The sequence below is a fragment of the Bosea sp. PAMC 26642 genome (assembly GCF_001562255.1).
Classification (GTDB): Bacteria; Pseudomonadota; Alphaproteobacteria; order Rhizobiales; family Beijerinckiaceae; genus Allobosea.
Genome location: NZ_CP014301.1, coordinates 4,322,833 through 4,337,488 on the forward strand (window position 1 = coordinate 4,322,833; position 14,656 = coordinate 4,337,488).

At 66.9% G+C, this 14,656-nt stretch carries 13 protein-coding genes and 1 tRNA gene; 7 read left to right on the forward strand and 7 right to left on the reverse strand.

Annotation, left to right across the window (positions count from 1 at the left end; all coding sequences use genetic code 11):
* Positions 1–25: 25 nt before the first annotated feature.
* A complete protein-coding gene (locus tag AXW83_RS20755) occupies positions 26–727 on the reverse strand; it encodes a response regulator transcription factor (protein WP_066616699.1) in 702 nt (233 codons plus the stop codon).
* 142 nt (positions 728–869) lie between these two features.
* Here AXW83_RS20755 and AXW83_RS20760 point away from each other — a divergent pair, with 142 nt between their 5' ends.
* From AXW83_RS20760 to AXW83_RS20770, 3 genes are all read left to right on the forward strand, one after another.
* A complete protein-coding gene (locus tag AXW83_RS20760; RefSeq protein ID WP_066616702.1) occupies positions 870–1,661 on the forward strand; it encodes a HugZ family pyridoxamine 5'-phosphate oxidase in 792 nt (263 codons plus the stop codon).
* Between the two features lie 208 nt (positions 1,662–1,869).
* Positions 1,870–3,480: a phosphoenolpyruvate carboxykinase gene (locus AXW83_RS20765; protein ID WP_066616705.1), complete on the forward strand. Its 1,611-nt coding sequence runs from the start codon at positions 1,870–1,872 to the stop codon at positions 3,478–3,480.
* 154 nt (positions 3,481–3,634) lie between these two features.
* Positions 3,635–4,630 (forward strand): Lnb N-terminal periplasmic domain-containing protein, encoded by a 996-nt coding sequence (locus AXW83_RS20770; protein ID WP_156640245.1) that lies wholly within the window; start codon positions 3,635–3,637, stop codon positions 4,628–4,630.
* Positions 4,631–4,634: 4 nt separating this feature from the next.
* On the opposite strand, the gene AXW83_RS20775 is transcribed toward AXW83_RS20770, so the two are convergent.
* Both AXW83_RS20775 and AXW83_RS20780 read right to left on the reverse strand, forming a co-directional pair.
* Positions 4,635–4,850 carry a hypothetical protein gene (locus tag AXW83_RS20775; protein ID WP_066616709.1) on the reverse strand — a complete coding sequence of 72 codons (216 nt, stop codon included), beginning with the start codon at positions 4,848–4,850 and terminating at the stop codon, positions 4,635–4,637.
* Between the two features lie 119 nt (positions 4,851–4,969).
* Positions 4,970–6,394 (reverse strand): sodium:proton antiporter, encoded by a 1,425-nt coding sequence (locus AXW83_RS20780; RefSeq protein WP_066616712.1) that lies wholly within the window; start codon positions 6,392–6,394, stop codon positions 4,970–4,972.
* A 166-nt stretch (positions 6,395–6,560) separates the two neighbouring features.
* On the opposite strand from AXW83_RS20780, the gene AXW83_RS20785 reads away from it, so the two are divergent.
* Together AXW83_RS20785 and hrpB are read left to right on the forward strand one after the other, a co-directional pair.
* Positions 6,561–7,349 (forward strand): class II glutamine amidotransferase, encoded by a 789-nt coding sequence (locus tag AXW83_RS20785; protein ID WP_066616714.1) that lies wholly within the window; start codon positions 6,561–6,563, stop codon positions 7,347–7,349.
* Positions 7,350–7,392: 43 nt separating this feature from the next.
* On the forward strand, positions 7,393–9,891 hold the full coding sequence (gene hrpB, locus AXW83_RS20790; RefSeq protein WP_066616715.1) for an ATP-dependent helicase HrpB: 2,499 nt from the start codon (positions 7,393–7,395) through the stop codon (positions 9,889–9,891).
* 7 nt (positions 9,892–9,898) lie between these two features.
* Here hrpB and AXW83_RS20795 read toward each other — a convergent pair whose 3' ends face one another.
* The 3 genes from AXW83_RS20795 to aroA form a co-directional block, all read right to left on the reverse strand.
* Positions 9,899–10,765 (reverse strand): DUF1194 domain-containing protein, encoded by an 867-nt coding sequence (locus AXW83_RS20795; protein ID WP_236841730.1) that lies wholly within the window; start codon positions 10,763–10,765, stop codon positions 9,899–9,901.
* Between the two features lie 134 nt (positions 10,766–10,899).
* The gene (gene cmk, locus AXW83_RS20800) at positions 10,900–11,526 is read right to left on the reverse strand and encodes a (d)CMP kinase (protein ID WP_066620973.1); all 627 of its coding nucleotides are present in this window, start codon (positions 11,524–11,526) and stop codon (positions 10,900–10,902) included.
* A gap of 23 nt (positions 11,527–11,549) precedes the next feature.
* Positions 11,550–12,890 carry a 3-phosphoshikimate 1-carboxyvinyltransferase gene (aroA, locus tag AXW83_RS20805; protein ID WP_066616718.1) on the reverse strand — a complete coding sequence of 447 codons (1,341 nt, stop codon included), beginning with the start codon at positions 12,888–12,890 and terminating at the stop codon, positions 11,550–11,552.
* 163 nt (positions 12,891–13,053) lie between these two features.
* Here aroA and AXW83_RS20810 point away from each other — a divergent pair, with 163 nt between their 5' ends.
* Positions 13,054–13,455, forward strand: a complete 402-nt coding sequence (locus AXW83_RS20810; protein ID WP_066616722.1) for a TIGR02300 family protein — start codon at positions 13,054–13,056, stop codon at positions 13,453–13,455.
* A gap of 214 nt (positions 13,456–13,669) precedes the next feature.
* A tRNA-Ala gene (locus tag AXW83_RS20815) sits at positions 13,670–13,745 on the forward strand.
* A gap of 84 nt (positions 13,746–13,829) precedes the next feature.
* Here AXW83_RS20815 and AXW83_RS20820 read toward each other — a convergent pair.
* Positions 13,830–14,600 (reverse strand): GAF domain-containing protein, encoded by a 771-nt coding sequence (locus AXW83_RS20820; RefSeq protein ID WP_066616724.1) that lies wholly within the window; start codon positions 14,598–14,600, stop codon positions 13,830–13,832.
* Positions 14,601–14,656: the final 56 nt, after the last annotated feature.

Below are 14,656 nucleotides of genomic sequence, written 5' to 3' on the forward strand. Positions count from 1 at the left end.
CCTGCCTTCCGTATCGAGGCCGCGCTCAGCCTTCCTTGAAGCGATAGCCGACGCCGTACAAGGTCTCGATCATATCGAAGTCGATATCGACCTGATTGAACTTCTTGCGCAGGCGCTTGATGTGGCTGTCGATGGTGCGGTCGTCGACATAGACCTCGTCGTCATAGGCGGCGTCCATCAGCGCGTTGCGGCTCTTCACCACGCCGGGGCGTTGCGCCAGCGACTGCAGGATCAGGAATTCCGTGACGGTCAGCGTGACCGGCTCGCCCTTCCAGGTGCAGGTGTGGCGCTCGGGGTCCATGCGCAGCAGGCCGCGCTCCAGCGCCTTGGCGTCCTCGGGACGGGCAGGCGTGCTGGTGTCCTTGGCGCCGGAGCGGCGCAGGATCGCCTTGACGCGCTCGACCAGCAGGCGCTGCGAGAACGGCTTCCGGATGAAGTCGTCGGCGCCCATCTTCAGCCCGAAGAGCTCGTCGATCTCCTCGTCCTTCGAAGTCAGGAAGATCACCGGCAGGTCGGATTTCTGGCGCAGGCGGCGCAGCAGCTCCATTCCGTCCATCCGCGGCATCTTGATGTCGAAGATCGCCAGATCCGGTGGGTTCTGCTTCAGCCCGTCGAGTGCTGTCGCACCGTCCGTATAGGTCATGATGCGGTAGCCCTCGGCCTCGAGCGCAATGGAAACCGAGGTCAGGATGTTACGGTCGTCATCGACCAGCGCAATGGTTGGCATAAGCTCTTTGTCTCTTGGCCGCGTTGCAATAAACAGGTCCACTCCCGTGAGAGAGCGGCCAAACCGTGGCTGCAATCTAGCAACGGCAAGGCGGTTTGCCTATGTCTTGCCCTGAAGAAGAGCTCGCAGGGGCAGAGGTTCCATGGCGCAAGCCCCAGCAAGCTCCGAGCCGGACGCTCCGGAGCAGCCGCGCGACCCGATCCGACCGACCGACGACACGGCGCGGACTCTGGCCCGCAGCCTCGTCAGGAGCGCACGTTTCGGCATGTTGGCAACGCTCGGCGGCGACGGTCACCCCGCCGCCAGCCTGACCACTGTGGCGACCGATAGCGACGGCACGCCGCTGATCCTGGTCTCGGCGCTTTCAGCCCATACCGGCCATCTCATCGCAGATCCGCGCGCCTCGCTCCTGATCGCGCCGGGCGGCAAGGGCGACCCGCTCGCCCATGCCCGCATCACCCTGAAGGTGCGGGCCAGGCGGATCGAGCGCGCGACGCCCGAGGGCCAACGCATTCGAAGGCGCTTCCTGGCGCGCCAGCCTAAGGCCGCGCTCTACGTCGATTTCGGCGATTTCTCGTTCTTTTCACTGGCGATCGAGGCTGCGAGCCTGAATGGCGGCTTCGCCCGGGCCTATGCGCTGACGCCCGGCGATATCCTCAGTGAGGCGACGAAGGTCGAGGCAATCTCGCCGATCGAGGAGAGCGCCGTCGCCCATATGAACGCGGACCACGCCGATGCGGTCCGGCTCTGCGCTACGGCGCTGCTGCGCGGGCGCGCCGGAGCCTGGCGCGTCACAGGCCTCGATCCCGACGGGGCTGACCTCGCGCTTGGCGACTCGGTGTTGCGCCTGCCCTTTCCCGAGCTGGTCGCGGAGCCTGCCGATCTGCGCCGCGTCCTGGCGCAGCTTGCCGCCAAAGCGCGTGCCGCCGGCTGAGCGCTGATTCACCAAGCCCGCTTAATTCAATGGATTTAAATCGGATTTTCCCGCTTCAGGACTTTCCGCCGGCTTGAGCCGCCGTCATCATGAGCCTAATGACGCTGCCACCGAATTTCGAACCCATCGTCTGTGCAGCCACCTTTTGACGGTGCATCTTTGACTATAACGCCCGCGACCCGATCGGTCGCGCGTCGGGAGGACTAAAGTGGAGACCATCGGTCAGTTCAACGCCGCCCACGGCGCCGAGACGTTCGGCTTCCGCAACCTGAAATCCGTCTCCTGGAACCTGCACGCGCCGCAGCTCTATGAGGTCGCGCTGAAGCGAGGCGAAGGCGAACTCGCCAGCGGCGGCGCGCTTTGCGCCGATACCGGAACACACACCGGCCGCTCCCCCAAGGACAAGTTCACGGTGCGCGACGCGCAGACCGAATCCACGATCTGGTGGGACAACAACAATGCGATGTCGCCGGAGCATTTCGAGACGCTGCTCGCCGATTTCATCGCTCATGCCGAGGGCAAGGGCCTGTTCGCGCAAGATCTCTATGGCGGGGCCGATCCGGCCCATCGCGTCAAGGCGCGCGTCTTCACTGAATTCGCCTGGCACTCGCTGTTCATTCGCAACCTGCTGATCCGCCCCGAGGCGGAGGACATCGCCGGCTACGTCCCGGAACTGACCATCGTCGACCTGCCGAGCTTCAAGGCCGACCCTGCGCGCCATGGCTGCCGCAGCGAGACCGTGATCGCGATCGACTTCACCCGCAAGATCGTCCTGATCGGCGGCTCGGCCTATGCCGGCGAGATGAAGAAGTCGGTCTTCACCTATCTGAACTACACGCTGCCGGCCAAGGGCGTGGTGCCGATGCACTGCTCCGCCAATGTCGGCTCCAAGGACGATTCCGCGATCTTCTTCGGCCTCTCGGGAACCGGCAAGACCACGCTCTCGGCCGATCCCGACCGCACGCTGATCGGCGACGACGAGCATGGCTGGTCGAAGAACGGCATCTTCAATTTCGAGGGCGGCTGCTACGCCAAGACGATCAAGCTCTCGGCCGAGGCCGAGCCGCAGATCTATGCCGCCTCGCAGCGCTTTGGCACGGTGCTGGAAAACATCGTGATGGACCCGCTGACCCGCGAGGTCGATTTCGACGACGGCAGCAAGACCGAGAACACCCGCTCGGCCTATCCGCTCGACTTCATCCCCAACGCCTCGCGCACCGGCCGGGCCGGAGTCCCTAAGAACATCGTGATGCTGACGGCGGATGCCTTCGGCGTGATGCCGCCGATCGCCAAGCTGACCCCGGCCGAGGCGATGTACCACTTCCTCTCCGGCTACACCGCCAAGGTCGCCGGCACCGAGCGTGGGCTCGTCGGCGTCGAGCCGGAATTCTCGACCTGCTTCGGCTCGCCCTTCCTGCCACGCCACCCGTCAGAATACGCCAACCTGCTGCGTGACTTCATCGCCAAGCACCATGTCGATTGCTGGCTGGTGAACACCGGCTGGACCGGCGGCAAATACGGCGTCGGCCGGCGGATGCCGATCCGGGTGACGCGCCGGCTGCTGACGGCGGCGCTCGACGGCTCGCTCAACCGCGCCGATTTCCGCCGCGACCCCTATTTCGGCTTCGCGGTGCCGACCTCGGTGCCCGGCGTCGAGCCGCACATCCTGTATCCGGTCAAGACCTGGCAGGACAAGGCGGCCTTCTCCGAGACGGCCAAGAACCTCGTCGCCATGTTCGCCGAGAATTTCAAGCGCTTCGAGGGCCATGTCGACGATGCGGTGAAAGCCGCCGCGCCGGCGAACTCGCTGGCGGCGTGAAGCGGGCATCGAGGTTCGGCGTAGCACTCGCCGTCATCCCGGACGCAGCGAAGCGGAGATCCGGGATCCATCGTAAAGTGCTGCGGTGCTCTATGATGGATTCCGGATCGGCGCTGCTTCGCCGCTTGTCCGGAATGACGGAGCAACCCGCGCCATGATCCTCGCCTTCCGCCTCCTCGCCACGCTCGTCATCCTCGGCGCGACGGCGTGGGCTTCCGGCCTGCTGTTCTTCCGGCTGGCCGGCAGCATGGCGACGATCGCCGCGGTCGGCTTCGGACTGGCGGGATTGGCCGGCGCAACGGGCCTCTGGACCGGCGCGGCGCGGCTGCCGCTCTCCTTTGCCGTCCTTTTCGTCAGCCTTCTCGGCTGGTGGAGCGGGCTGGCGCCCTCGCATCAGCGCAACTGGATTCCCGAGCTTGCCCGGCTGCCGCAGATCGTGCGCGAGGGCGATGTGCTGACCGTGTCGAACCTGCGCAACTTCCGCTGGCGTACGGAAACCGACTACGACCAGAATTGGGAAACCCGGCGCTACGATCTGAGCAAGGTCGAAGGCATCGACCTGTTCCTGTCCTACTGGTCGGGCGAGGCTATCGCGCATCTTCTCGTCAGCTTCACCTTCCGGGACGCCGATCCGCTGACCTTCTCGATCGAGGTCAGGCGCGAGACGACCGAAGAATGGTCGGCGCTGGCGGGTTTCTTCCGAACCTATGAGATGGCCTATGTCGCAGCCAGCGAGCGCGATGTCGTGGGGCTGCGCAGCCATGCCCGCAAGGAGGATGTCCGGCTGTTCCGGATCGCCGCGACGCCGCAGCAGGCGCGCGACGTGCTGCTGGCCTATGTCGCCGACGTCAACCGGCTGGCGGCGGAGCCGCGCTGGTATAACACGCTGACGACCAACTGCACGACGGTGGTCTACACGCTGGTCGGCTCGGTCGCGCCCGCCTGGAAATTCTCGCTGCCGCTCGATCCGCGCGTGCTGCTCTCGGGCTACCTGCCGGGCTATCTGCATCGCATCGGGGCGGTGCGCACCGACATCCCGCTCGAAGAGCTCGTTCGGCAGGCTCGGATCGGCGAGAGGGCGCGGACGGTGGCGCTCGACGATCCGAATTTCTCCGCGAAGATTCGCGAAGGCGTGCCGCCGGGGCGGTAGCGGATCAGGAGTGCTTGCCGCTTCTAAGCGAACGTCTTCGCATCAGAAACCAGATTAACAGCCGAATGATCAGATAGATGATCGGCAGCAAAGCGTAAACGTAAACTGGCACACCAAATGGCGGGCCTTTCGAGACGTCAATAAAGGATTGTGCGACGACGAAGAACAGCATCGCGACGCTGATTACGATGACAAGGATGAATTCCAGCACATTGATCATGAGTGCTGACTCCCTTGATGGTCGGCTTGTCCCGACCATTGACGTCTTCGGTTATGCCAATCTCGACGTAGTAAGGGCTGGGTGCGAGACAAGCCCGAGCAGGACGGCAGTGTTTGATCCTACCTGAAGAAGATCAGCGTCTGCACCATGAACAGCGGGATCAGGATCGCGCCCGACCACAGCAGGTAGCCGAAGAAGCTCGGCATCGCGACCTTCCGGTCCTTGGCGATGGCGTAGACCATGAAGTTCGGCGCGTTGCCGATATAGGTGTTGGCGCCCATGAAGACGGCGCCAGCCGAGATCGCGGCCAGCGTCAGCGCGCCCGTCGTCATCAGCGCCTGCGGGTTGCCGCCTGCCAGCTCGAAGAAGACGAGATAGGTCGGCGCGTTGTCGAGGAAGGACGACAGGATGCCTGTCAGCCAGAAATAGGCGACCGTGTTGTGGCTGCCGTCGGGATTGCTCACCAGCGCGACGAGGCCGGAGAAGGCGCCGTTCCGGCCGGCCTGAAGCATCGCCAGCACCGGAATGATGCAGACGAAGATGCCCGCGAAAAGCTTGGCGACTTCGAGGATCGGTCCCCAGGTGAATTCGTTGCCGGCCCGGACGGGCTTGGGAGTCAGCGTGAGCGACGCCCCTGCCAGCGCGAGCAAGATCAGATCACGGGTGATGTTCTGCAGCTCGACCTTCGAGCCGGCGATATCGAAGACGATGCCGGGCTTCCAACTCGCCGACATCAGGATCGCGGCGATGACGCCGCCGAGCAGGATGAAATTGACCCTGCCGTAGAGCTTGATGTCGCGGTCGGGCGTCGGGTCCTTCAGCGAGGGCATGCCCTGCTCTTTTTTGTAGAACCAGTTGTCGAGGACAAAGAACAGCGCCAGCAGGATCGCGACCGCAAGCCCGGTCTCGGGCAGCAGATGCGTCGTCGTCCAGAAGAAGTTGACCCCGCGCAGGAAGCCGAGGAACAGCGGCGGATCGCCGAGCGGCGTCAGCGAGCCGCCGATGTTCGAGACCAGGAAGATGAAGAACACCACGACATGGACGTTGTGGCGCCGGCTGTCGTTTGCACGGAGGACCGGGCGGATCATGATGATCGAGGCGCCCGTCGTGCCGACGAAGCTCGCCATCAGCGTGCCGATCGCCAGCAGGGCGGTGTTGGTTGCGGGCGTGCCGTGCAGATTGCCCATGATCAGGATGCCGCCGGCGATGGTGAACAGCGCAAACAGCAGGATGATGAAGGGGATGTATTCGAGCAGCGCCGTGTGCGCGAGCGCGCCCAGCGCCGGCTCGAAGCCGCGCAGCAGGACCAGCGGCACCAGCACGAGGGCCGCCCAGAAAGCCGCGAATTTCCCGTAGTTCAGCTCCCAGAAATGCGGGAACAGGATCGGCCCGAGCGCGATCGAGAGCAGCATTCCGGCGAAGGGCAGGGCCCAGGCCACGCCCATCGTGGCACCGCCGATATCGCCGGCGGCATGGGCCGCGCCTGAGATGAGGCACAGCGCGAGCGCCGCGCTGATACGCGTCAGGACTGTCGTCAAGGCCATTCCCCCGCCGCTCATGCGCAGTCGTCTGTTATCCTGTAGTTGGTTAGCGGATGGGTGGGGGACTCGCAATCGCGCGGCCGCACTGGCTGCGTTATGGCACCATTCACCTCCGTAGAATATCGTTCTCCGGTCCGGTCGGTCACGACCACCTGATTCGAGGCCGAGCATGTGCCGTTTCCTCGCCTATTCTGGCGTACCGGTGTTCCTGGAGGATCTCGTCGCGGCACCGTGCCACTCGCTGATCCACCAGTCGCTCCATGCCGAGGAGAGCAAGACAGGCACCAATGGCGACGGGTTCGGCGTCGGCTGGTATGGCGACCGGCCCGAGCCCGGCCAGTATCGCGAGGTGCGCCCGGCCTGGTCGGACGAGAACCTGCTCTCGATCGCAAGGCAGGTCCGCTCGCATCTGTTCTTCGCCCATGTGCGCGCCGCGACCGGCACCGCGACGACGCGAGCCAACTGTCACCCCTTCGCCCATGACCGCTATCTGTTCATGCATAACGGCCAGATCGGCGGCTACGGGCTGATCAGGCGCAGGCTGGAGAGCCTGATTCCTGACGCGCTCTACGGCGCCCGCGTCGGCACGACCGATTCCGAGGTGCTGTTCCTGCTCGCGCTCGCCCGGCTTTCCGAAGGCGCCGAGCCCGGCCAGGCGTTGGCCGGGGCACTTGGGGATGCGCTGGCTCTCATGCGGGCGGCGGGCGTCACTGAGCCGCTGCGCTGCGCCGCCGCGCTCGCCGATGGTGAAGCGATCCATGCCGTGCGCTGGTCGTCGGATGCGCGGCCGCCGACGCTCTATCTCTGCAACCGCGGCGACAGCGTCGTCGTCGCCTCCGAGCCGGTCGATGCCGCGCGCGATTGCTGGCAGGCGCTGCCCTGCAACACGCTGGTGACGGTGAGGGCGGGCACGGTCGAGGCGTCGCCTTTTGAGGCGGGGTTGCAGAAGGCGGCTTAGCGGCGCTTGCGCGCAACCGCGCCTTGCCCCACATCGCCAACCCATGCGCGCCTTCGACACGACACTCCCGATCGACGCGGTACTCGGCGAACTGGCCGCAGCCCTGCGCGCGGCGCCCAATGCCGTGCTGGTCGCGCCGCCGGGCGCCGGCAAGACGACGCGCGTGCCGCTCGCCTTGCTCGACGAGCCCTGGACCAAGGGCCGCAAGCTGATCGTGCTCGAGCCGCGCCGGCTTGCGGCCCGCGGCGCGGCCAACCGCATGGCGCAGACGCTGGGCGAACGGGTCGGCGAGACCGTCGGCCTGCGCGTCAGGCTGGGCTCGAAGATCGGCCCGAAGACCCGTATCGAGGTCGTTACCGAAGGCGTCTTCGCCCGGATGATCCTCGACGACCCGACGCTCGACGGCATAGCGGCCGTTCTGTTCGACGAGTTCCATGAGCGCTCGCTCGATGCCGATTTCGGGCTGGCGCTGGCGCTCGACGCGCAATCGGGCCTGCGCGAGGATCTGCGCATCCTCGTGATGTCGGCGACGCTCGACGGGGCGCGCGTGGCAAAGCTGCTCGGCAAGGCTGCGGTCATCGAGAGCCAGGGCCGGGCCTTTCCCGTCGAGACACGCTATCTCGGCCGCGACCCGCTGAAGCGGATCGAGGATCAGGTCACGAGCGCCGTGCTGCAGGCGCTGAACGAGCAAAGCGGCTCAGCTCTGGTCTTCCTGCCGGGGCAGGGCGAGATCAGGCGCGTCGAGGAACGGCTGCGCGAGCGCATCCGCGATTCCTCGATCGAGATCGCCCCGCTCTATGGCGCGCTCGACCAGGGCGAGCAGGACCGCGCCGTGCTGCCGGCGCCAGCGGGCCGCCGCAAGGTTGTGCTGGCGACAGCCATTGCCGAGACCTCGCTGACGATCGAGGGCGTGCGCGTGGTGATCGATTCAGGCCTCGCCCGCGTGCCGGTCTATGAGCCCGATATCGGCGTGACCCGGCTGGAGACCCGCCGCGTCAGCCGCGCCGCCGCCGACCAGCGCCGGGGCCGCGCCGGCCGCACCGAACCCGGCATCTGCTACAGGCTCTGGGAGGAAGCCGGCACCGGCGCGCTGGAAGCCTTCGCCCGGCCCGAGATACTCTCGGCCGATCTCGCCCCCCTGCTGCTCGATTGCGCCGCCTGGGGCGTCAGCGAGCCCGCGAGCCTCGCCTTTCTCGATCCGCCGCCGGCGCCCGCCCTGAAGGAGGCGCGAGCCCTGCTGGCGAGCCTGCACGCGCTCGACGCCGACGGCCGGATCACGCGTGATGGCCGCGCCCTGCAGGCCCTGCCACTGCCGCCGCGCATGGCGCGCATGGTCGTGACCGCGGCCAGTTTCGGGCAGGCGGGAACGGCGGCCGATCTCGCCGCCCTGCTGGTCGAGCGCGGGCTCGGCGGCGACGCACTCGATCTCGCCGAGCGTCTCGACCGGTTTGGCCGCGAGCGCGGCGGCCGCGCCGCCGACATGCGCCGGCTTGCCGAGGGCTGGGCCCGCACGGCCGAGAAAGCCGGCCCGCGCGCAGAGCAGCGGGCCCTGTCGCCCGGTTTCCTGCTGGCGCTGGCCTATCCTGAGCGCATCGCCAAGGCGCGCAGCCCAGGATCGGGCCAGTATCTCCTCGCCAATGGCCGGGGTGCGGCGCTGGAGCCGTCGCAGCGGCTGGCGCGCGAAGCCTGGCTCGTCGTCGCGGAAATGACGGGCTCGGCCCAGCAGGCCCGGATCATGGCGGCGACGGCGATCACGGAAGAGGAGATTGTCGCTCTGGTGGACGAGGGACTGGCCTCGTTTTCCGTGGAGGAACGCATGGAGGCGAGCTTCGACCGGGCGTCGCGTGCGCTGCGCGTGCGGGCTGTGCGTCGCTATGGCGCCCTGATTCTCGGCGAGCGGCCGATGCCGGTCCAGGCCTCGCCCGACAACGCCCTGGCTTTGGCGGAGGGCATCGCTGCGCTCGGCATCGGCCTGCTGCCCTGGAGCAAGGGCCAGTTGCAATTGCGCGAACGCGTCGCCTTCCTGCGTCAGGCTGCCGGCAGCGAAAACCCATGGCCCGACCTGAGCGATGTGGGCCTCGCCGCAGATGCGGCGCGATGGCTTGCCCCGCACCTTCTTGGCCGGACCTCGCTCGGCGCGATCCAGAACAGCGACCTCGACGCAGCGCTGGCCGACCTTCTGCCTTGGGATCTGAAGCGCCGGCTCGACAGCGAGGCGCCGACGCATTTCGCCGCACCGACCGGCTCGAACCTCGCAGTGGACTACGCCGCCGAGGCCGGCCCCACCATCTCCGTGCGCGTACAGGAGCTCTTCGGCCTCGCCAGCCATCCCGCGCTCGCCGGAGGGCGCGTGCCGCTGGTGCTGGAGCTGCTCTCGCCCGGCCACAAGCCGATCCAGATCACCCGCGACCTGCCGGGCTTCTGGCGCGGTTCATGGGCCGCGGTGAAATCCGAGATGAAGGGGCGTTATCCCCGCCATCCCTGGCCGGACGACCCCTCCGCGGCGCCGCCGACGACGCGAGCCAAGCCGCGCGGGACGTGACGCTTCTTCAATTCCCCATCCGATCCCGCCATTGCCGCTCGCCGGCCATGCAGGATGCGTTCTGCTGGCTGGTCGACTGGGCCTTCTGGATGGTCGCCTCCGATGAGGCCGGCAGTTCGGCGATCTCGCGCACCAGCTTGGTGCGGGTGGCGTCGACGAACTGGTGCCGCTCGCGGATTGGGATGACGAAGGCTCCGACGCCGGTGATGACGCATTCGGAGTAGTAGACGTCGAGATTGTCGATGTCGAAATAGCTCGCCTGCTTCAGCATCACCGGCAGCCCGTTGATGCTGATGCCCTTGTCGCGGGCCTCGTCGCGGGCGACCGTGACCGGGCGGCCGTCATTGTTGGCGCCGTCGCCGGAGATGTCGATCACCTTGCGCAAGGCCGCGACATTGGATTTCTCGAGCAGCTCGACGCTCAGGTCGATCGCGCCCGAGATCGAGGTCCGCCGGCCGCGACGCGTCTGCGCCTCGCCCAGTTCCTCGGCGAAGGCGATCGCCGATTGTGGCGTGTCGATGATCGTCCAGGGCTTGACGATGTGCTGGAAATTGCCGCCGGCCCACTCGAAATAGGTCACGGCGATCTTGCCGACCGCGCCCTTGGCGATGGCGTCGTGCAGCTGCTTCGAACGGAAGGCCTCGATATAGCCGTTGCGCTGCAAGGCCAGTTCGTCGAGATCCATCGAATAGGAGACATCGACCGCGAGCACCAGCGCGACATCGACCTCCTCGCCGGGCGTGGCCGGCTGCTGCGCATTGGGTGCCGCGACGGTCCACAGACCGGCCGCCGTGAGACTCAAGAGACCGAACAGCCAACGCCGCATCGCCACCTCCATCATCGCTTCGCCGAAGCGGAAGGCCGGGAAGGGCAAGGCGCCCATATCCAAGGCAGCGCGTCAGGCGACTATAATGGCGAGTGTGCGCCGGCTTTCGATTATCGCCAAGGACGAAAGCTGGGCAGGCCCAGCCTTTTGTTTCGTCGCACCGTCAAATGTCGGGTGCGACGTCAGACCCGGCGCCGTCTGTCGACGATGTCGATCGCGGCGGCGACGGCCTCCTCCACTGTCAGGGCGGATGTATCGAGGATGACCGCGTCGGCAGCAGCCTTGAGCGGAGCATCGCTTCGGCCCGAATCGCGCGCGTCGCGACGGCGGATATCGGCCAGGATGCCTGCGAAAGTGGCAACTTCGCCGCGCCCGGCCAGTTCCCGATGGCGACGCGCAGCGCGCACCTCGGGTGTGGCTGTGACGAAAAGTTTCACCGGCGCGTCTGGGCAGATCACAGTGCCGATATCGCGCCCGTCCAGCACGGCACCGCCCTCTTGGGCGGCGAAACGGCGCTGGCGCTCGATCAGCGCGCTGCGCACGCCGGGGAAAGCCGCGACCACGGACGCCGCCTCGCCGATCTCGCGGCCGCGCAGGACGTCTTCGCCGAAACCGGCCTCGTCGAACCGGGAGGCCATAGCAGCCGCCGCCACGGGATCATCGATCGGCTGGCTGGCATCGAGCAGGGCGCGAGCCACCATGCGGTAGAGCAGTCCGGTATCGAGCGCCGGCAGCCCGTAATGGGCCGCGAGCCGGCGCGCCAGCGTGCCCTTGCCCGAGGCGGCCGGGCCGTCGACCGCGATGACCAGCCGTTCGCTGTCGCCGCCGGCGCTCATCCGATGTCGGCGCCCAGCCCGTTCATCAGCGCGATGAAGCTGGGGAAGCTGGTGGCAATCATGGCGCCGTCATCGACCTGCATCGGGGCCTGCGTCGCCAGCCCCATCACCAGGAAGCTCATGGCGATGCGGTGGTCGAGATGGGTCGCGACCGTGCCGCCGCCGGCGACCGTACCGCCGGAACCCTCGACGACGAGATCGTCGCCCTCGATCGCGCAGGTCACGCCGGCCGCCCGAAGGCCTGCCTCGACGGCGGCGAGCCGGTCGGACTCCTTGACGCGCAGTTCCTGCAGGCCGCGCATCCGCGTCGTGCCGGTGGCGAAGGAGGCCGCGACCGCCAGCACCGGATACTCGTCGATCATCGAAGGTGCCCGCTCGGGCGGCACCTCGACGCCGCGCAGGCTGCTCGCGCGCACCCGCAACGTCGCGACCGCCTCGCCGCCTTCATTCGCCTCGCTCTCGACCGTGATGTCGGCGCCCATCTCGCGCAGGGTGGTCAAGAGGCCGCTGCGCAGCGGGTTGGTCATTACGCTTTCGAGCACGATGTCCGAGCCGGGCACGATCAGGCCCGCGACCAGCGGGAACGCTGCCGAGGACGGGTCTGCCGGCACGACGATCGGCGCGGCCTGGAGTTCGGGCTGGCCTGTCAGCACGATCCTGCGGCCATGGGCACCCTCCGGCGTCGAGACGAGCTGCGCTCCGAAATGCCGCAGCATCGTCTCAGTGTGGTCGCGCGTCGCCTCTGTCTCGATCACGGTGGTTTCGCCCGGCGCAGCCAGCCCTGCCAGCAGCACCGCCGACTTGATCTGCGCCGAGGCGACCGGCGTGCGGTAGACGATCGGCACCGCCTCCCTCGGCCCACGCAAGGTCAACGGCACGCGCCCGCCCTCGCCCTGGGAGACGATGGTCGTGCCCATCAGCTCGAGCGGATCGAGGATGCGGCGCATCGGCCGCTTGCGCAAAGAGGCGTCGCCATCGAAAATCGTGGTGATCGGATGGGCGCCGCAGACCCCCATCATCAGGCGCGAGCCGGTGCCGGCATTGCCGAAATCGAGCGTTCCCTTCGGCTCGCGCAAGCCCCCCACGCCGACGCCGCGGACACGCCAGGCGCCGGGCCCGTCATGATGGATGATGGCGCCGAGTGCGCGCGCCGCATCGGCCGTGCGCATCACGTCCTCGCCCTCGAGCAGGCCGCTGATCGTCGTCTCGCCGATCGCCAGCAGGCCGAAGATCATGGCGCGATGCGACACGGACTTGTCGCCGGGCACGCGGACATGGCCGCGGAGCAGCCCGGTCCTGCGGGCGGTGACGGGAATGGGGTGCTGCGCGTGGGCCACGTCTCGCCTTCGAGGGCATGTCGATCGGAAGGCAGGGGCCTAGCATGAGCCTGCGCCCGGCGTCACGCATGGTCGGGACGAAATCAGCATTTGACAGGGGCCGCTGCCCCGACTAACGGACGCGCCTGCTTTTCAGAACATGAATGATTGAAGGTCCGACGCAGTGGCGAAACCGGAACTTGGAACGAAGCGTGTCTGTCCGACCACGGGCCGCAAATTCTACGACCTGAACAAAGACCCGATCGTCTCGCCCTATACGGGACAATCCTTCCCGCGCTCGATCTTCGAGCCGCAGGCGAAGGCTGCGGCCGCTGTCGCCGCAGCCAAGCCGGCCGATGACGAGGAAGAGGCGGAGGTTGCCGACGGCGCAGTCGAACTCGTCTCGCTCGACGAGGCCGATGCCGAGGCGACGGAGAAGGAAGCCGTCGTCACCAGCGAGGACGACATCGAGGTCGAAGACGACGTCGCGCCCGATGACGACACCTTCCTGGAAGAGGACGAGGAAGGCGACGACGACGTCGCCGATCTGATCGACGGCGACATCGAGGGCGACGAGGACGTCTGATCCCCGTCGCTGCCGTGCCCGCCGGTTCCGGTCGCAGACGCATCCTGGCGAATGACGATTGCGCGACATTAGGCGCTTGAGTCTTCGGGCAACCCCGCCTATAGAGCGCTGCGTCGCGCTCGTGGCGACCAGAGAGACCGACCTGCCGCAGCGATGCGGCGCCGCCCGGCTCTCGATACAAGATACCGTCTGACCCCCAAATCAGCCGGCTAGTGGGGCCATAGCTCAGTTGGGAGAGCGCTTGAATGGCATTCAAGAGGTCGGCGGTTCGATTCCGCCTGGCTCCACCATCTCTTTTTCAAAATGGACGGCAGGTAACGGTCTCACAGTGCCGTTGCCTCTCGTTCTGATCTGTTCCCGGCCCGAACGGGCGATCAGCTCTCGAACGCCAGTTCAAGATGCCGATCCGCTTTCGAGGCGATATCGCACAGCCTTGAAGTGGCGTCGGAATCGATCAGGAGCGCGACCCGATCCGGGATCCCCACCGTCGATATCACATCCACCGCCGCGCCCTTGGGCGACAGCGACCGAACGGTGCATCTGAGTGTCGTTTTGCCGCTGTTGAACACCAGATGCCCGGCCTTCATGACCCGGTGAGCGCCTTCAGACCGGCTGCCCGGCGTCGCCATGGCGGCTTGCCGTCGCGATTCGAGCAGGTCGGTGGCGATGCCGGCCAGATCCGTCAGGATCGCCTTGTCCTGCTTGCTGAAGCTGCGCGGGCGGGTGTCAATCGTGCAAATCGTGCCGATCGCATGGCCGTCGGACGAGCGGAGCTGCATCCCGGCATAGAAGCGGATGTTCGGCTCGCCTCGCACGAAAGGATTGTCGGCGAAACGCGGGTCAGCCGTCGCGTCTGGTACGATGAGCGCATCCGGCAACTGGATCGCGACATTGCAGAAGGCCGGCGCACGATCGGTCTCGCAGGTTGCCATGCCCTGTTGCGACTTGAACCATTGCCGGTGGCCGTCGATGAAGGTCACGGTCGACATCGGTACGTTGAAGACAAGCTTGGCCAGGCGCGTCAGCCTGTCGAACGTCTCCTCCGGCGGAGTGTCCAGCACGTCGTACGAGGCGAGAGCGTCAAGCCGCGACTGCTCGCGCAGCGCGGCGGGGCTTGCGATGGCGATTGGCAGGATCAGTTTCACCGGCAGATTGAGAGCACGGCATTCTTACGATTCTGCCAACGGGGGTCGGCTGTTGG